Raw genomic sequence first — 16,060 nt, forward strand, 5'->3', positions numbered from 1 at the left:
CCCCTAAGCGACGCCGGTATAGGCCCGCCCGGCCCCCGCGGGGGTCGAGCCCCCCCCCACCGAAGTGGTCGCCGTCCTCGCCGGCCACGGCTCCCTCGACCCCGGCGAACTACCCCGGCTGGTGGCCGAATTCGGCCCCGACGTCGACATGGTGGTCGGCCGTCGCCGCGCCGTCCCCGGCGCGCTGCCGGTGCATGCGCGAATCGGCAACTGGGCCTTCGCTTTCCGGCTGCGTCGCCGGTACGGCCTGCCGGTGCACGATATCGCCGCCATGCGCGTCACCCGCCGCGACCGATTGCAGGCGCTCGGCCACCTGCACGCCCGGTCCGGATATCCGCTGGCGTTGCTCACCGGCGCGGCCCGTGCGGGCTGGCTGGTGCTGGAGCGCGACATCACCTATCGGCCGCGGACTCACGGCGAGTCCAAGGTCTCCGGTTCCTGGCGCGGCACCTTGCGGGCCGCCCGTGACTTCTGGAGTGTGCGATGACCACCGAGATAGACCACGCCCCGCTCGACGACACCGTTCCCGCCGCTCTGCTCATCATGGCCAAATCGCCCATTCCGGGCTTCGTCAAAACCCGTCTCACCCCGCAGTTCTCGCCGGTCGACGCCGCCTACCTGGCGGCCTGCGCCCTGCTCGACACCCTGGACGCGGTGCGCGAGAGCGGTATCCGCCACCCCGTCGTCGCCTGGACCGGCGACCTGGACCGGGCGGAGCGCTCGGTCGAATTGAACGCCGCCCTGCGCGAGGTGACCGTGATCCCGCAGCGCGGCGACAGCTTCGGCGAGCGCCTCGCCCACGCCCACGTCGACGCCGCCGAGTTCGGTGTCCCGGTGCTGCAGATCGGCATGGACACCCCGCAGGCCGACCCGGTCCTGCTCGCCCGTTCGGCCGCCCGCCTGGTCGCCACCGGCGACACCGTGCTCGGACCGGCCACCGACGGCGGCTGGTGGGCGCTGGGCCTGTCCAGTCCGCGAGCCGCGCACCTGCTCGCCGACATCCCCATGTCGACCGACCGCACCGGCGAGCTCACCGCGACGGCCCTGCGGCACAGCGGATTACGGGTGCACGCGCTGCCCACGCTCACCGACGTCGACACCTACGCCGACGCCGTCTCGGTAGCGGCGGTGTCCCGGGGCCGCTTCGCTCGCGCCGTCACCGAGTTGGTGACCGCGAAAATGCCCGTCCCACTCTGATATTTCACTTCTCGAAAGGAGCCCGCGGTGTCGCCGAGCCGGCCCACCGAAGCCGCGGACGCCGGTCCCGACCCGATCGAGCGGCCCGAACTGCTCCTGCCGGAGGGGCTTTCCCGCCGGTGGAGTCCGGGCCGCTCGACGGCCGTGGCCGCGCGAACAGGTCTGGCGCTCGGGGCCGGAGTCACCATCCTGTTCGTGACGGGGCTGATCAGCCACCTGATCCAGCATCCGCCCGACTGGTTCTGGTGGCCCGCCCACCCGGTGTGGCTGTATCGGCTCACCCAGGGCACACACGTCACGGTCGGGGTCATGATGATTCCGCTGCTGTTGGTGAAACTGTGGTCGGTGTATCCGCGGTTCTTCATCAAACCGTCGCTGCGGCGCGGACTCCCGGAGGCGCTGGAGCGGTTGTCGGTGGCGGTGCTGATCGGCGCGGTGCTGTTCCAGATCGTGACGGGCCTGTTCAATACCGCGCAGTACTACCCGTGGAAGTTCTTCTTCACCACCACGCATCACGCCATGGCCTACGTGGCCTTCGGGGCTGTCGCTGTGCACTTGGCGGTCAAGCTTCCCGTCGTGCGTCAGGCCCTGTCGAGACCTGTCGACGAGCCCATTGATGAAGAAGTACCCCACGGTATTTCGCGCCGAACCGTCTTGGCGGCGGCCGGGCTGGGCGCGGTGGTGACCGGTATCGCGGTGGTCGGGCAATCGGTTCCGTTCCTGCGCTGGACGTCGCTGCTGGCCCCGCGCAGTGGCGAAGGACCGCAGGGAATTCCGATCAACAGGACGGCAGCGGCGGCGGCCGTCACCGAGACGGCTCGCTCGCCGCAGTACGCCCTGACCGTCAAAGTCGGTGGCCGGGAAAGCGTCTTCTCCCGCGCCGAGCTCGAAGCCCTGCCGCAGTACGACAGCGCGCTACCCATCGCCTGCGTCGAGGGCTGGAGCGCCCAGGGCCGCTGGTCTGGCGTACGCCTGCGCGACCTGCTGGCCCGGGCCGGTGAATACGGCGGCGGCGATGTGCGTTTCGTGTCGCTGGAGACCACCGGGATCTACGGGTCCTCCGTGCTGCCGCACACCCACGTCGTGGATGCAGCCACCTTGATCGCACTGCGTCTCAACGGCGAGGATCTGTCCCTCGACCACGGTTACCCCTGCCGACTCATCGCCCCGAACCGGCCGGGCGTACTGCAGACCAAATGGCTGAAGACCATCGAGGAAATCGCATGACAGCCATTCGAATCCTGCTGGGCGCGTTCGGAATCGGCTGTGCCGCCTACGGTGTGGACCTGCTGCTGACAATGAGCACCACCGACCTGCGATCGATCGCGCTGTGGTTCGTCGGCGCGATCCTGGCCGAGAACCTGATCTTCGGCCCGGTCGCCGCCCTCGCGGGCACCCTCGGCCACTCCGTGCTCCCCGCCCGCTGGTGGCCCGTCTTCACCGTCGGCGCGTTCGTCAGCCTCGCCCTGATCCTGCTCGCGATCCCGGTCCTCGGCCGTGAGGGCGCGGTCCCCGGCAACGACACCATCCTGGACCGGAATTACACCGTCGGCCTGCTGATCTCGCTGACCGTGATCTGGGCGGTGGCCGCCGCCTGCCTGCTCACCGCCGCCCGGCGGACTCCAGCAGCGGCAACCGGATCTCGAATCGCGCCCCCTCCGGACGGTTCCGCGCCGTGATGTCCCCGTGGTGCGCGGCCACCAGCCCGGCCGCGATGGCCAGCCCCATCCCGCTGCTGCTGCCCAATTCGGCGGCGCCGGGGGAGCGGGCGGAACTGCCGCGATAGGCGACCTCGAAGATGCGTGGCAGATCGGTCTCGGAAATGCCCGGCCCGGTGTCGTCGACCCGCGCCCACGCCTGCCCGTCGGCCGCGCCCGCCGACATGTCGATGCGCCCGCCGGGCGGGGTGTGCGCGATGGCATTGGCCACCAGATTGGTCAGCACCCGCCCCAGCGCCCGTTCACTGCCCGCCACCAGCAGCTTGTCGGCGGGCTGGGTGGCGGACAAGGTGATTCCGGCGCGGGCGGCGGTGGGCTGATTGGTCGCCAGCACCTCGTCGATCACCTCGCGCAGATCCACCGGCTCCAAGTGCAATTGCAGCGCCCCGGCGTTGATCTTCGACATCTCGAACAGGTCGTCCACCATGGACGAGAGCCGATTCGTCTCGCGCACGATCTGATCCGCGTACCGGCGCACCTCCTCCGGCCGCGTCACCACCCCGTCCTCGAGCGCCTCACCCATGGCGCGGATCCCCGCCAGCGGCGTCCGCAGATCATGGCTGACCCAGGCCACCAGCTCGCGCCGCGACCGTTCGGCGGCCCGCTCCTGCTCCAGCATCTCGCGCTCCCACACCGTGGCGCGGGCCTGCTCGTGGCCCAGCAGGATCGCCGCCGGCACGGTCACCGCGGTGACCACCGCCAGCACCACGGCGGTGCGCTCGAATTCGGCGCCGAACATCAGACCGCTCACCGCGACGACGCCGCACAGGGTGGCCAGCGTCGGAATCAGCACCAGCACGGCCATACTCGTGGTCATGGCGCGACCGCGGGTGTAGCGCAGCAGCAGCGCGCCGATCACCACCACCGGCAGCGTGCCCGCCAGCGCGTACCCGATCAGGCCGGGCGTATCAGTCGGCATCGCCGGCCTCCGCGCCGAGATCGGCTCGGCCCCAGGCGTATCCGCGGCCCCACACCGTCTCGATGCGATGCGCGGCGCCCAGCTTGGCCCGCAACCGCTTGACGTGCACGGTGACCGTCGACAGATCCCCGAAGTTCCAGCCCCACACCTCCGCGAGGAGCTCCTGGCGGCTGAACACCCGCCGCTGATGCGCGAGCAGGAAAGCCAGCAGATCGAATTCGCGTGCGGTCAGCTCGACGGACGCCCCGCCCACGGTCACCGTTCGCGCCGCCCGACCCAGCTCCACCCCGTCACCACGCAACACCTCCTCGGCCACCGGCTGCGGATGCGACCGCCGCAGCACCGACGCCACCCGCAACGCCAGCTCCCGCGGACTGAACGGCTTGGTCACGTAATCATCGGCGCCCGCCTGCAATCCGATCACCCGGTCGTCCTCCTCCCCGAGCGCGGTCAACAAGATGATCGGCAGCTCCGGACGCGCCCCCGCCCGCACCGCCCGCGTCAACTCGATCCCGTCGGGCCCCGGCATCATCACATCCAGCACCGCCAGATCGACGTCGTCGCGCGCCAACGCCGCCGCGGTGGCCGTCCCGTCCGCGGTCTCCACCACCTCGAGCCCATCCCGCTCCAGATACCGCCGCACCACCTCCCGCACCACGGGATCGTCGTCCGCCACCAGAATCCGCATCGCCTCACAACTCCCGCTCGACCTGCCACCCCGCACTCCACCCTAGGTGGCCGCCGAACCGAAACCACCTGGTCGCGGCTATTTCACCGCACGCGTCATGGTTTCGTCATCCCGACGGGCTCACGCCGGGCGGCTGTGGGCGCGGCAAATGCGGCGGGGCGGCTCTACGATCTGCACGTGACCAGCGAAATGTCCGGTTCGGCGCGCGAGCTCGAGGCCGAAGGGGGACAGGTCCGGGCCTCGACCCTGGAACTGTTCTTCGACCTCGTGTTCGTCTTCACCATCACCCAGCTCACCCACGCCTTCACCCATCACCCGGGCTGGGCCGAACTCGGGCACGTGGCACTGATGTTCGCCCTGATCTGGTGGATGTACAGCGGGTACGTGTTCCTCACCAACGAGGTCGCGCCGAACAGCTCCTCCCGGCGCACCTTCCTGCTGCTGGGCATGTTCGGGTTCTTCGTCATCGCGATCGCCATCCCGAGCGCGTTCGGTGGCTCCGGGCTGGCGTTCGGACTCGGATACCTGCTGGTGAACACGGTGCACAGCGTCATGTTCGCGACCTCCGGCGGCCAGGGGGCCAGCTCCGCGATGTGGCGGCTGGCGCCGCTCAACGGCCTGTCCGCGCTGCTGGTGCTGGCGGGCGGCATCACCCACGGGGGACTGCGGACCGTGCTCTGGATGGTCGCCGTCGTGATCCAGGTGGTATCGCCGTATCTGATCCGCACCGAGGGATTCGCGGTGCGCCCCAGCCACTTCTGCGAACGGCACGGCCTGGTCGTGATCATCGCGCTGGGCGAATCCGTCATCGCCATCGGCGCGAACCTGACCGGCATGGACCTCACCGTCGGCCTGGTCGCGACCGCCGGCCTCGGCCTCACCCTCGGCTATGTGCTGTGGTGGGCCTACTTCGGCTTCGACGACGAACGCGGCGAACACGCCCTGCACGAGCTGCCCGGCCCGGCTCGCATCCGCCCGGCCGTCTACGCCTACGGCTATTCGCTGTTCGTGCTGATCCTCGGCATCATCCTGACCGCCGCGGGCATCTCGATGACCATCGCGCACGGCAACGAACCCGCGAGTACCGCCGCGGCCCTGGCCCTTTCGGGCGGCGTCGCCGTGTTCTTCGTCGGCCAGGCCCTGTTCCGGCTGGCGCTGCGCATTCCCCGGGCTTGGCTGCGGCTGGTCGGTGCGGTCGCCGTACTGGCCACCACGCCGCTGGGCATCGCCTGGATGGCGTGGGGGCAGTTGGTGCTGCTGGTATTCGTCGCCTACGGCTTCGTCATCGCCGACGACGTCCTGCGCCTGCGCTCCGGCGAGCGCAGCGCCTACATTCCGACGGTGGACGCGGTCGGCTTCCGGATGCACCGCGGCAACGGGCGCTGACGCTCCCCGCCGCGGCGATCGGCTCAATCCCGCTGCGGCACAGCGCAACCGTCGGGTCCACAGGCGTCACCGTCCGCGACCATGGCCGGCTCGGGCGCGTGATCGCTCCAGGCCTGCTCCAGCGCCTGCGCGAACACCTCCGGCGGCTGCGCGCCCGACACCCCGTACTTGCGGTCCAGCACGAAGAACGGCACGCCGCGGGCCCCGAGCCGCGCCGCCTCGGCCTCGTCGGCGCGCACCGCGTCCGTGTAGGCGTCGGGATCGGCGAGCACCGCCCGCACCGCCGTCTCGTCGAATCCGGCCGACACGGCCACCTCGACCAGCCGCTCGGTATCGCCGAACAGCGCCCGCTCCTCGGCGAAATTGGCCGCGTACAGGGCGTCCAGCATCTGTTCCTGACGGCCCTGCTCCAACGCGAAGTGCAGCAGCCGGTGCATGTCGAAGCTGTTGCCGAAATCGCGGCCCGAGGTGACATAGGTCAGCCCGGCCGCCTCGGCCTGCGCCCCGAGGCCGCGCTCGTTGGCGGCGGCCTGCGCCTCGCTGATGCCGTACTTCTCGGCGATGTGCGGGACCACCGCGTCGCTGTGATCCTGGGGCAGCGTCGGGTCCAGTTCGAAGGACCGGTGCACCACCGTCACGGCGTCCTTGTGGGGAAAGGCGTCGAGCGCCTCCTCGAATCGCCGCTTGCCCAGGTAGCAGAACGGGCAGTTGATATCGGTCCAGATCTCGACCTGTACGGCCATCGCACCTCACTCCGACGCTGCTGTCGCAGGCCGGGGGCCCGGCCATCCCCTCTCCCAACCGGTCGCCGGACCCGAATGTTCCGTGGTGACCCACGTCACATCGCTCGATTGTCACGTTCGCGGGGGCTGTCCTGTCCCATAGCCGACCCAGCAGGAACGAACCCACGGAGCCGATCATGAACGCCACCACCACAACCCACGAGATCGTCATCCTCGGCGCGGGCTACACCGGCATGATGGCCGCGGCCCGCCTCGCCCGCCGCACCCGCAAGCTCGAGGTCCGCATCACCCTGGTGAACCCCTCGGACCGTTTCACCGAGCGCCTGCGCATGCACCAGGTCGCCGCCGGACAGGAACTGGCCGACCACCGCATCCCCGACGTGCTGGCCGGATCGGGCGTGGCCTTCCGCCGCGGCGCCGCCGTCGCGATCGACCCCGCCGCCCGCGTCGTCACCCTCGACGACGGCGAAGAACTGCGCTACGACACCCTGATCTACGCGCTGGGCAGCAACACCGACACCTCGACCGTCCCCGGCGCCGACGACCACGCCTGGACCCTCAACGACCCCCGCCGAGCCCGCCGCTTCGCGCAGCGCCTCACCGAGATCGCCGCGACCGCCGGCACCGTCACCGTGGTCGGCGGCGGCCTGACCGGCATCGAAGCCGCCACCGAGATCGCCGAGGCCCACCCGGGCCTGACCGTCACCCTGGTCAGCGCCGCCGAGCCCGGAAGCATGATGGGCGACAAGGCCCGCGCCCACCTGAACCGCGCTCTCGACCGCCTCGGCATCGTCCGCCACACCGGCGTCCAGGTCGCCAAGGTGCTGCCCGACGCCGTCCGCCTGACCACCGGCGAACTCCTCGCCTCGGACCTGACCCTGTGGACCGCGGGCGTGCGCGTGTCGCCGCTGGCCGAGCAGGCCGGCATCGCCGTCGACGACCGCGGCCTGATCCTCACCGACACCACCCTGCGGTCGATCTCGCACCCCGATATCCTGCCCATCGGCGACGCCGCCGCGATCCGCATGCCCTTCGGCGTCCTGCACGGCACCTGCCAGAGCGGCATCCCCACCGGCGCGTACACCGCCGACGCCGTCGCGCGCCGCCTGCGCGGAAAGACCGTGAAGCCCTTCCGTTTCGGCTACGTGCACCAGCCGGTCAGCCTGGGCCGCCGCGACGCCGTCATCCAGTTCACCAATGCCGACGACACCCCGCGCCGCTGGTACCTGAAGGGCCGCGCCGCCGTCGCCTACAAGGAGATGGTCAGCGCCAGCCCGGTGCCCAGCTACAAGATGAGCAAGCACATGACCGTCAGCGCGCAGCTCAGCAATGGCGGTCGCGCGACCCGCGGCCTGGCATGAGGTAGGTATGTGTCCATGCAGGACGATCCGATCGACCCCTTCGTCGCGCACCGCCGGCTGCTGTTCGGCACCGCGTACCAGATGCTGGGCACCGTGACCGACGCCGAGGACGTTCTGCAGGACGCATGGATCAAATGGCATGAGGTGGACCGGGATTCGGTCACCCACCCCAAGGCCTACCTGGTCCGGACCGTCACCAACCTGGCCCTCAACCGCCTCACCTCCGCCCGCGCCACCCGCGAGACCTACGTCGGCCCGTGGCTGCCCGAACCCCTGCTCACGACTACCGCCGATGCCGCCGAGGAGACCGATATGGCCGATACGGTCTCCACCGCCATGCTCGTCGTCCTCGAAACCCTCAGCCCCGTCGAACGCGCGGTCTTCGTGCTGCGCGAGGTGTTCGGCTACTCGCACGCCGAGATCGCGGGCTTCCTGGACCGCCCCGAGGCCACGGTCCGGCAGATCTCCCATCGCGCCCGCTCCCACGTCCATTCGCGCCGGCCGCGTTTCGACACCGACCTCGCCACCCGCTCCGACATCACCGACAAGTTCCTGGCCGCCGCGCACGGCGGCGACGTCAACGCCCTCATGGAGCTTCTCGCCCCCGACGTCACCCTCTGGAACGATGGCGGCGGCAAGGTCACCGCCGCCCGCCGCCCCCTGCACGGCCCCGACCACGTGGCCCGCTGGATCCTGGGCGTCCTGGCCAAACCGGTCCTCACCGGCGTCCGTCTCGAATCCGCCCACCTCAACGGTGAACTCGGCGTCATGGTCCTGCTCGGTGACTTCCGCGTCGGCGCCCTCAGCTACGACATCCGCGACGGCCACATCGAGAACATTCGTTTCCAGGTAAACCCCGACAAACTGGCCGGTATCCAGCGGCCGGTCGGCACCGGCGAATCGGCCGCCGGATCGGTAGGCGAATGAAGGACCCGTCCGTACCGCCGCGCGGGTCCCGTACTATTCGACGCTCGTCGGGGGCAACCGCCCCCGTGTCGAAAACGCTCTTGTGCAAGGGATTTCGTAGTGAACGGTTGGACAACGCGCCGCGTGGCGCGTCACATTCTGCCCTGGGCCGCCGCGGCCTTCCTCGGCGCGGGCACCGTGCTCGCTGGACCGGCGGTCGCCGCGCCGGTCCTCCACGCCGCCTGCGCCGCAAGCGAATACGAGAACTCCGACGGCGCCTGCGTGCACCGTCCAGAACAGTCGGCCACCGTCCCCGACGGGGCCACCGCCCGCTGCAAGGACGGCACCTACAGCTTCAGCCAGCACCGCCGCGGCACCTGCTCGGGTCACCACGGCGTCGCCGAATGGCTCTAGCGCGCGGCACTCGCGGGTAGCTCGCACGGTCGTCCCGGCACCGCGCCCGGGACGACCGTGCGGAAGAATGATCCGCCGTGAGTGCCGAAGAGCTTGCCGTCGAACCGCTGCGTGCGGCGCGGCGACTGCTCGGCGGGGTCCTGCGATCCGGCCCGGTGGCCCTGCGCATCGTGGAGGTCGAGGCCTACGGCGGGGATCCCGCCGGGCCCTGGCACGATCCGGCGGCGCACTCGGGGCGGGGCCGGACTCCCCGCAATGCGGTCATGTTCGGGCCGCCCGGGGTGCTGTACGTCTACTTCAGTTACGGCATGCACACCTGCGTGAATGTCGTCAGCGGGCCTGACGGCACGGCCAGCGCGGTGCTCGTCCGCGCGGGAGAGGTCATCGAGGGCCACGAGGTCGCACGCGGTCGCCGCCCCGCCGCCAGGACCGACGCCGATCTGGCCCGCGGGCCCGGCAATGTCGGCAGCGCCCTCGGAATCGGGCTGGACGACTACGGAACCCGCCTGTTCGATCCGGACGCGCAGATCCGGCTGGAACTGGGACCCGAAATCACCGATCCCGCCGCCGTTTCGGTGGGACCCCGGGTCGGGGTCAGCCTGGCCGCCGACCGCCCATGGCGACTGTGGCTGCCGGACTCCCCGGCGGTGTCGGCCTACCGGCGCAGCCCACGCGCCCCCAAAATGGACCGATCCGCCTAGACCGTGCTCTCGGGCCGAGCCCGTATCGGTACGGCGGCCCGGAGGACTACGGTGGATTGATCGACAGCTCACCCCTAGGTGGAAGCCCCATGTTCGAACGGTTCACCGATGCGTCCCGCCGCGCCATCGTGCTCGCCCAGGAGGAAGCCCGAGCGCTCGGGCACGACTGGATCGGCACCGAGCACCTGCTGCTCGGCGTCCTCGCCGGCGACGACCCGGTCGCCGCCCGCGTGCTCGGCGACCTCGGCCTCGACGTCTCCAGCGTGCGCGAACGCATCCGGCAGGCGGTCGGCGAACACGAGCCGAAACCGCCCAGCGGGCACGTGCCCTTCACCCCGCGCTCCAAGAAGGTCCTCGAGGGATCACTGCGCGAGGCGATGCGGCTGCGGCACAACTACATCGGGCCCGAGCACATCCTGCTCGCCTTGATCGAGGAGGGCGACGGCATCGCCCCGCAGATCCTGATCAGCCTGGGCGCCGAACCCGCCGACATCCGCACCCGCATTTCCCGCGTCGCCGACGGACCGCTCGCCGGTCCCACCCAGGCCCCCGAATCCGATCTGCGCCGGCGCATCGCGGATCTGGAGGCCCGGGTCACCGAGCTGGAGCGATTACTGGGCGCCCAGGCTCGATGAGCCCCGCGCTGCCTGGATGAGCACCGCGCTGCGCGACCCGGCCGCGGCCACCAGGGCCGCGATCGTCGCGCGCGCCGCCGTCTCACCCGAACCGAATGCCCAGGCCGGGCCCTCGGCGGTGCGGTACTCCAGGTAGGTGACGGCCGGAGCCGACCCCGCCCGGTCCACGGTCTGGTGGGTCATGGACAGCACCTCGACCGAATAGCCGTGGCGGCCCAGCAGTTCCACCGCCTCCTCGACCGTCGCGTCGGCGGGGATACCGGGTGTGGTCGCCACGATCGCGCCCGCGTAGACGGTCTCGAACAGCTCCCACAGCGTCCGCGCCGACACCTCCGTCCCGGTCCGATCGGTGTGGCGCTGGACGTGGTGCGCGAAATCGATCTGCAGGCGGCGCGGCAACTCCAGCCCGTACTCCGACTCCAGCAGATACGCGATCCCGCCCTTGCCGGACTGCGAATTCACCCGGATCACCGCATCGTAGGAACGGCCCACATCCGCCGGATCGATCGGCAGATACGGCACCTCCCAAGCGATTTCGCGTTCCGGCGCACCCAGCCGCGCCGCCCGCTCCCGATGTTCGGCGAAGCCCTTCCGGATGGCGTCCTGGTGGGTGCCCGAATAGGCGGTGTACACCAGATCCCCGGCGTACGGCTGCCGGTCGTGGACCGGCAGCCCGGTGCAGTACTCGACGGTGCGGCGCACCTCGTCGATATCGGAGAAGTCGATCATCGGATTCACGCCCTGCGCGTGCAGATTCAACGCCAGCGTCGCCAGATCCACATTGCCGGTGCGCTCGCCATTGCCGAATACGCACCCCTCCACCCGCTGCGCCCCGGCCAGGACCGCCAACTCCGCGCACGCGATGCCGGTGCCGCGGTCGTTGTGCGGATGCACCGACAGGATCACCGCCTCGCGCCGCGCCAGATTCCGGTGCATGTACTCGATCTGGTCGGCGTACACGTTCGGCGTCGCCACCTCGACCGTCGCGGGCAGGTTCAGCGTCACCGGCCGCTCGGGGGTGGCGTCCCACAGCGTGGTCATGCGGTCGCAGACGTCGAGCACGAAGTCCGGCTCGGTCAGCATGAATACCTCGGGGGAGAACTGGAAGCGGACATTCGGCATATCGCCGGCCAGCTCCAGGACGTCGCGCCCACCGGTGGCGATCAACTCGGCCAGTTCGTCGCGGGTCTTGCCCAGCACCACGTTCCGCCAGGTCGGCGCGGTGGCGGTGTACAGGTGGATCACCACGTGATTGGGGATGCCGCGCACCGATTCGACGGTCCGCTCGATCAGATCGCGGCGCGCGGGAGTGAAGACGACGATGGTGACGTCGTCGGGAGCCAGCCGCTCGCTGCCGATCAGCCGCACGAAATCGAAGTCGGTCTGCGAGGCGCTGGGATACCCGACCTCGATCTCCTTGTAGCCCATGGCCACCAGCAGTTCGAAGAACCGGCGCTTGCGGACGGGATCCATCGGCTCGGCCAGCGCCTGATTGCCGTCGCGCAGATCCACCGGCACCCACAGTGGGGCTTCGGTGATCCGGTTGGACGGCCAGTCGCGTTCGGTCAGCGGCACCGAAACACGCTGGTACACATCGCGATACCGATGCGACGGCATGGCGGAGGGCTGCTGAAGATTCCAGATCGGGGGAGTGCTCACGGGGCATTCGCTTTCGCGTCGGAGGAGGTGACCGGCGCAGCACCGCGAGCCCGCTGACGGGGTGCCGGTCGATCAGACCCCGTCGCGGCAGCGAAGGAGAAGCAGGGCACCGGTCAGCATGTGGACTAGACTAGAGGGAAACAACTCCTCAGACAAGTAGAGAGGACGGTGACAAGTGGCGCAGGTCCAGAGGCATCCGCTCGCCGCGCAAGCCGCCGAAGTGCTGCTCACCCGGATCCGTGCGGGGGAGTGGCAGCTGGGCCACAAACTGCCCGGCGAGACCACCCTCGCCGCTCAGCTCGGCGTCGGCCGCTCCACCCTGCGCGAGGCCATCCGCGAACTCGCCGGTCGCGGGGTGCTCGAAAGCCGCCAGGGTGCGGGCGTTTTCGTCACCGCCTTGGACACCGCCGAGGACTGGGACACCGTGCTGCGCCGCAGCGATATCGTCACCGTCATCGAGGCCCGCATCGCCATCGAGGCCGAGGGCGCCGCCCTCGCCGCCCGCCGCCGCACCCCCGCCGACTTGCGCGCCATGCTGCGCGCCCTGGCCGCCCGCGCCGAAAGCGGCGACACCGTCGAGGGATTGGTCGACGCCGACACCGCCTTCCACCGCACCGTGGTCGCCGCCGCCCACAATGACATCCTGCTCGAACTGTTCAACGCCTTCGTCCCGCGCTCGCGCCACGCCATGATCGACATGCTGCGCATCCGCCCCATGCGCGCACCCCAGTCCGACCACGATGCGCACGAAGACCTCTACGACGCCATCCGCGCCCGCGACCCCGAAGCCGCCGCCACCGCCGGCCGAGTGCACCTCAGCGCCCTCAAAGCAGCCTTCGACACCTAGCCTGACCTGCGCGGGAAAAAAACTTTCGGGACCGCGATGAGTTTTCGCGACGGCCCCCGTCCTATCCAGCAAGCGGTTCGAAACCGAACCGACAAGCCCCGGAAGGACATTCGACATGACCACCATCGCAGCCACCCCGACCATCACCGTCGCCGCCCCGAGCAAGCTCCGCAACCGCGTGCTGTGGACCCTGCAGATCGTCCTCGGCCTCTTCTTCATCATCGCCTCCGGCCTGCCGAAGTTCGTGGGCCAGGCCGACGCCGTGCGCATCTACAACGAGATCGGCTGGGGCGACTGGTTCCGCTACCTCACCGGCCTGGTCGAGGTCTCCGGCGGCCTGGGCCTGATGATCCCCCGCCTGTCCGGCCCGGCCGCCGCGGGCCTGTCCATCACCATGGTGTGCGCCGCCGCCACCCAGGCCTTCCTGCTCGGCGCGCCGAGCCTGGCCATCTTCCCGCTGGTCCTGGTCGGTGTCTTCGCCTGGATCGCCTACGAGCGCCGCGCCTCCTTCGCCACCTTCACCGACTTCGCGAAGTGACCTACTCGATCGCACGGCCCCCCGAACCCGTCTCCGCTCACACGCGGCGGCGGGTTTTCGTATGTCAGGTGACGACTGATTCCGTTCCGCCCGGAGTCGCTCGTCAGGTACGTCCAAGATCGGTTCGGCTCCCAACGCCATCTCCGCATGTGGGGCCCGTGACGGCTCCCGAGCCGGGCGAAAAAGTCGCGGGGAGGCGGAATGGAAAGATGGAATCCGTGAGCGGCGACATCATTGATGAACTGACCTGGCGCGGACTGATCGCGCAGTCCACCGATCTGGACGCCCTGCGCGCGGCCACGGCCAAGGGCCCGATCACCCTCTATGCCGGGTTCGACCCGACCGCGGCCAGCCTGCACGCCGGCCACCTGGTCCCGCTGCTGGCGCTCAAGCGCTTCCAGCGCGCGGGCCACCGCCCGGTGGTGCTGGCCGGCGGCGCGACCGGGCTGATCGGCGATCCCCGCGATGTCGGCGAGCGCACCATGAACTCCACCGACACCGTGGCCGAGTGGGCGGGCCGCATCCGCGCCCAGCTGGAACGCTTCGTCGATCTGGACGGCGGCGACAACGCGGCGATCATCGCCAACAATATGGACTGGACCGGCCCCCTCAGCACGGTCTCGTTCCTGCGCGACATCGGCAAGCACTTCTCGGTGAACGTCATGCTGGCCCGCGACACGGTCAAGCGCCGCCTGGAGTCGGACGGCATGTCCTACACCGAGTTCAGCTACATGCTCCTGCAGGCCAACGACTTCCTGCAGCTGCGCCGCGAGTACGGCTGCACGCTGCAGGTCGGCGGCTCCGATCAGTGGGGCAACATCATCGCGGGCGTCGAGCTCAACCGCCGCGTCGACGGCGAGCACGTGCACGCGCTCACCGTCCCGCTGGTCACCTCGGCCGACGGCAAGAAGTTCGGTAAGTCCACCGGTGGCGGCAGCCTGTGGCTGGACCCGGAGATGACCAGCCCGTACGCCTGGTACCAGTACTTCGTGAACACCGCCGACGCCGACGTGGTCCGCTACCTGCGCTGGTTCACCTTCCTGTCCCGCGAGGAACTCGACGAACTGGAGAAGGCCACCGCCGAGCGGCCCTTCGCCCGCGAGGCGCAGAAGCGCCTGGCCGCGGAGATGACTACGCTGGTGCACGGTGAGGAGAACACCCGCGCGGTGCAGCTCGCCAGCCAGGCCCTGTTCGGTCGCGGCGACCTGCGCGAACTCGACGAGTCCACGCTGTCGGCGGCGCTGGCCGAATCCGCGGTGGACGGCAAGCTCGCCGAGGCCACCCCTACCTCGACCATCGTCGATCTGCTGGTCGACTCCGGTCTGTGCGAGGGCCGCAGCGCGGCCCGTCGCGCGGTCAACGAGGGTGGCGCGTCGGTCAACAACGAGAAGATCGCCGACCCCGAGTGGGTCCCCGCCGAGGCCGACTACCTGCACGGACGCTGGCTGGTGCTGCGTCGCGGCAAGAAGAACTTCGCCGGCGTGCGCCGCGCGGACGCCTGACTCGATCCTCGATAGGCGAACAAGATCGAAATGACCTGAGTCACAAGCCGGTGGCTCAGGCCCCCGATTCGCCTGATCCGCAGCCCGTTCACCTGCGCAAACGTCCCGGTGACCAGCGGATTTGACCTGGCGTTATCCGCCGCGTAACTTAGTCCAAGTCAGAGCGACACGGACACCGACCGGGACCGAAACGCCCAGCTCAGAGGCTGAAAATCGGAAACGGAAACGAGGTTGGACGAGGGGCGCCGGACATGAACACCTTCCAGTCAGAAAAAAAGTTCTTGACATCAGTCAGGTTCCATGACTAGGCTGGAAAAGTTGCCTCGTTAGGGAATCTGATGAATTTCAGATCGACTGACATGTGCGTGTGTTCTTTGAGAACTCAATAGTGTGTCGATGAATGTCAGTGCCAAATATTTTATTTGGTTCCAATCATTCTCACCCCCATGAGGGTGGTTGGACATTTAAGTCGGCTAATTTTCCAGCCGACGATTGCTAGGTTTTCGGACTCTGGTTCGAGATACTTCTGATTCGCCTTCGGGTGATTCTAGAGTCTTCAACGGAGAGTTTGATCCTGGCTCAGGACGAACGCTAGCGGCGTGCTTAACACATGCAAGTCGAGCGGTAAGGCCCTTCGGGGTACACGAGCGGCGAACGGGTGAGTAACACGTGGGTGATCTGCCTCGCACTCTGGGATAAGCCTGGGAAACTGGGTCTAATACCGGATATGAGCCTGGACTGCATGGTCTGGGTTGGAAAGGTTTACTGGTGCGAGATGGGCCCGCGGCCTATCAGCTTGTTGGTGGGGTAACGGCCCACCAAGGCGACGACGGGTAGCCGACCTGA

At 69.3% G+C, this 16,060-nt stretch carries 16 protein-coding genes, 1 rRNA gene and 1 pseudogene; 14 read left to right on the forward strand and 4 right to left on the reverse strand.

Going from position 1 to position 16,060, the window contains the following annotated elements:
- Positions 1 to 37: 37 nt before the first annotated feature.
- The 4 genes and pseudogenes from ACFV4K_RS28225 to ACFV4K_RS28240 form a co-directional block, all read left to right on the forward strand.
- A pseudogene (locus ACFV4K_RS28225) lies at positions 38 to 487 on the forward strand (glycosyltransferase); the annotation flags it as partial.
- Positions 484 to 1,197, forward strand: coding sequence for a DUF2064 domain-containing protein (locus ACFV4K_RS28230; RefSeq protein ID WP_379278977.1), 714 nt, complete (start codon positions 484 to 486; stop codon positions 1,195 to 1,197). The pseudogene ACFV4K_RS28225 and the gene ACFV4K_RS28230, both read left to right, overlap by 4 nt.
- A 27-nt stretch (positions 1,198 to 1,224) precedes the next feature.
- Positions 1,225 to 2,424, forward strand: coding sequence for a molybdopterin-dependent oxidoreductase (locus ACFV4K_RS28235; RefSeq protein ID WP_379278978.1), 1,200 nt, complete (start codon positions 1,225 to 1,227; stop codon positions 2,422 to 2,424).
- Positions 2,421 to 2,876 carry a hypothetical protein gene (locus ACFV4K_RS28240; protein ID WP_379278980.1) on the forward strand — a complete coding sequence of 152 codons (456 nt, stop codon included), beginning with the start codon at positions 2,421 to 2,423 and terminating at the stop codon, positions 2,874 to 2,876. The genes ACFV4K_RS28235 and ACFV4K_RS28240 overlap by 4 nt, the downstream gene beginning before the upstream one ends.
- On the opposite strand, the gene ACFV4K_RS28245 is transcribed toward ACFV4K_RS28240, so the two are convergent.
- Together ACFV4K_RS28245 and ACFV4K_RS28250 are read right to left on the reverse strand one after the other, a co-directional pair.
- The gene (locus ACFV4K_RS28245) at positions 2,800 to 3,834 is read right to left on the reverse strand and encodes a sensor histidine kinase (protein ID WP_379278981.1); all 1,035 of its coding nucleotides are present in this window, start codon (positions 3,832 to 3,834) and stop codon (positions 2,800 to 2,802) included. The two genes, ACFV4K_RS28240 and ACFV4K_RS28245, sit on opposite strands and share 77 nt — an antisense overlap.
- Positions 3,824 to 4,522 (reverse strand): response regulator transcription factor, encoded by a 699-nt coding sequence (locus tag ACFV4K_RS28250; RefSeq protein WP_379278983.1) that lies wholly within the window; start codon positions 4,520 to 4,522, stop codon positions 3,824 to 3,826. The genes ACFV4K_RS28245 and ACFV4K_RS28250 overlap by 11 nt, the downstream gene beginning before the upstream one ends.
- A gap of 177 nt (positions 4,523 to 4,699) precedes the next feature.
- On the opposite strand from ACFV4K_RS28250, the gene ACFV4K_RS28255 reads away from it, so the two are divergent.
- A complete protein-coding gene (locus tag ACFV4K_RS28255; RefSeq protein WP_379278985.1) occupies positions 4,700 to 5,908 on the forward strand; it encodes a low temperature requirement protein A in 1,209 nt (402 codons plus the stop codon).
- A 23-nt stretch (positions 5,909 to 5,931) separates the two neighbouring features.
- Here ACFV4K_RS28255 and ACFV4K_RS28260 read toward each other — a convergent pair whose 3' ends face one another.
- Positions 5,932 to 6,651 (reverse strand): DsbA family oxidoreductase, encoded by a 720-nt coding sequence (locus tag ACFV4K_RS28260; RefSeq protein WP_379278986.1) that lies wholly within the window; start codon positions 6,649 to 6,651, stop codon positions 5,932 to 5,934.
- 176 nt (positions 6,652 to 6,827) lie between these two features.
- Between ACFV4K_RS28260 and ACFV4K_RS28265 the strand changes: the two genes are divergently transcribed.
- From ACFV4K_RS28265 to ACFV4K_RS28285, 5 genes are all read left to right on the forward strand, one after another.
- Positions 6,828 to 8,012 carry an NAD(P)/FAD-dependent oxidoreductase gene (locus tag ACFV4K_RS28265; protein ID WP_379278988.1) on the forward strand — a complete coding sequence of 395 codons (1,185 nt, stop codon included), beginning with the start codon at positions 6,828 to 6,830 and terminating at the stop codon, positions 8,010 to 8,012.
- Positions 8,013 to 8,027: 15 nt separating this feature from the next.
- Positions 8,028 to 8,939 carry an RNA polymerase sigma-70 factor gene (locus tag ACFV4K_RS28270; RefSeq protein ID WP_379278990.1) on the forward strand — a complete coding sequence of 304 codons (912 nt, stop codon included), beginning with the start codon at positions 8,028 to 8,030 and terminating at the stop codon, positions 8,937 to 8,939.
- Positions 8,940 to 9,062: 123 nt separating this feature from the next.
- Positions 9,063 to 9,332 carry a DUF3761 domain-containing protein gene (locus ACFV4K_RS28275; RefSeq protein WP_379278992.1) on the forward strand — a complete coding sequence of 90 codons (270 nt, stop codon included), beginning with the start codon at positions 9,063 to 9,065 and terminating at the stop codon, positions 9,330 to 9,332.
- Positions 9,333 to 9,409: 77 nt separating this feature from the next.
- Entirely contained in the window at positions 9,410 to 10,033 is a 624-nt protein-coding gene (locus ACFV4K_RS28280; protein ID WP_379278994.1) for a DNA-3-methyladenine glycosylase, read from the forward strand.
- Between the two features lie 89 nt (positions 10,034 to 10,122).
- Entirely contained in the window at positions 10,123 to 10,668 is a 546-nt protein-coding gene (locus ACFV4K_RS28285) for a Clp protease N-terminal domain-containing protein (protein ID WP_379278996.1), read from the forward strand.
- Here ACFV4K_RS28285 and ACFV4K_RS28290 read toward each other — a convergent pair.
- A complete protein-coding gene (locus ACFV4K_RS28290; protein WP_379279001.1) occupies positions 10,645 to 12,285 on the reverse strand; it encodes a 2-isopropylmalate synthase in 1,641 nt (546 codons plus the stop codon). The two genes, ACFV4K_RS28285 and ACFV4K_RS28290, sit on opposite strands and share 24 nt — an antisense overlap.
- Positions 12,286 to 12,502: 217 nt before the next feature.
- Between ACFV4K_RS28290 and ACFV4K_RS28295 the strand changes: the two genes are divergently transcribed.
- From ACFV4K_RS28295 to ACFV4K_RS28310, 4 genes are all read left to right on the forward strand, one after another.
- Positions 12,503 to 13,174 carry a FadR/GntR family transcriptional regulator gene (locus ACFV4K_RS28295; RefSeq protein ID WP_379278998.1) on the forward strand — a complete coding sequence of 224 codons (672 nt, stop codon included), beginning with the start codon at positions 12,503 to 12,505 and terminating at the stop codon, positions 13,172 to 13,174.
- 115 nt (positions 13,175 to 13,289) lie between these two features.
- On the forward strand, positions 13,290 to 13,712 hold the full coding sequence (locus ACFV4K_RS28300; protein ID WP_379278999.1) for a DoxX family protein: 423 nt from the start codon (positions 13,290 to 13,292) through the stop codon (positions 13,710 to 13,712).
- A gap of 218 nt (positions 13,713 to 13,930) precedes the next feature.
- Positions 13,931 to 15,214: a tyrosine--tRNA ligase gene (gene tyrS / locus ACFV4K_RS28305; protein ID WP_379279002.1), complete on the forward strand. Its 1,284-nt coding sequence runs from the start codon at positions 13,931 to 13,933 to the stop codon at positions 15,212 to 15,214.
- A 556-nt stretch (positions 15,215 to 15,770) separates the two neighbouring features.
- Positions 15,771 to 16,060 (forward strand): 16S ribosomal RNA (locus tag ACFV4K_RS28310); the annotation flags it as partial.

The sequence above is a fragment of the Nocardia sp. NPDC059764 genome (assembly GCF_042732555.1).
In the GTDB taxonomy this organism is placed as follows: Bacteria; Actinomycetota; Actinomycetes; order Mycobacteriales; family Mycobacteriaceae; genus Nocardia.

Coding starts and splice junctions, on each gene's coding strand:
- ACFV4K_RS28250 (WP_379278983.1), bottom strand. CDS start 4,522: ATGCGGATTCTGGTGGCGGACGACGATCCCGTGGTGCGGGAGGTGGTG.
- ACFV4K_RS28265 (WP_379278988.1), top strand. CDS start 6,828: ATGAACGCCACCACCACAACCCACGAGATCGTCATCCTCGGCGCGGGC.
- ACFV4K_RS28300 (WP_379278999.1), top strand. CDS start 13,290: ATGACCACCATCGCAGCCACCCCGACCATCACCGTCGCCGCCCCGAGC.
- ACFV4K_RS28270 (WP_379278990.1), top strand. CDS start 8,028: ATGCAGGACGATCCGATCGACCCCTTCGTCGCGCACCGCCGGCTGCTG.
- ACFV4K_RS28245 (WP_379278981.1), bottom strand. CDS start 3,834: ATGCCGACTGATACGCCCGGCCTGATCGGGTACGCGCTGGCGGGCACG.
- ACFV4K_RS28285 (WP_379278996.1), top strand. CDS start 10,123: ATGTTCGAACGGTTCACCGATGCGTCCCGCCGCGCCATCGTGCTCGCC.
- ACFV4K_RS28290 (WP_379279001.1), bottom strand. CDS start 12,285: ATGCCGTCGCATCGGTATCGCGATGTGTACCAGCGTGTTTCGGTGCCG.
- ACFV4K_RS28260 (WP_379278986.1), bottom strand. CDS start 6,651: ATGGCCGTACAGGTCGAGATCTGGACCGATATCAACTGCCCGTTCTGC.
- ACFV4K_RS28230 (WP_379278977.1), top strand. CDS start 484: ATGACCACCGAGATAGACCACGCCCCGCTCGACGACACCGTTCCCGCC.
- ACFV4K_RS28240 (WP_379278980.1), top strand. CDS start 2,421: ATGACAGCCATTCGAATCCTGCTGGGCGCGTTCGGAATCGGCTGTGCC.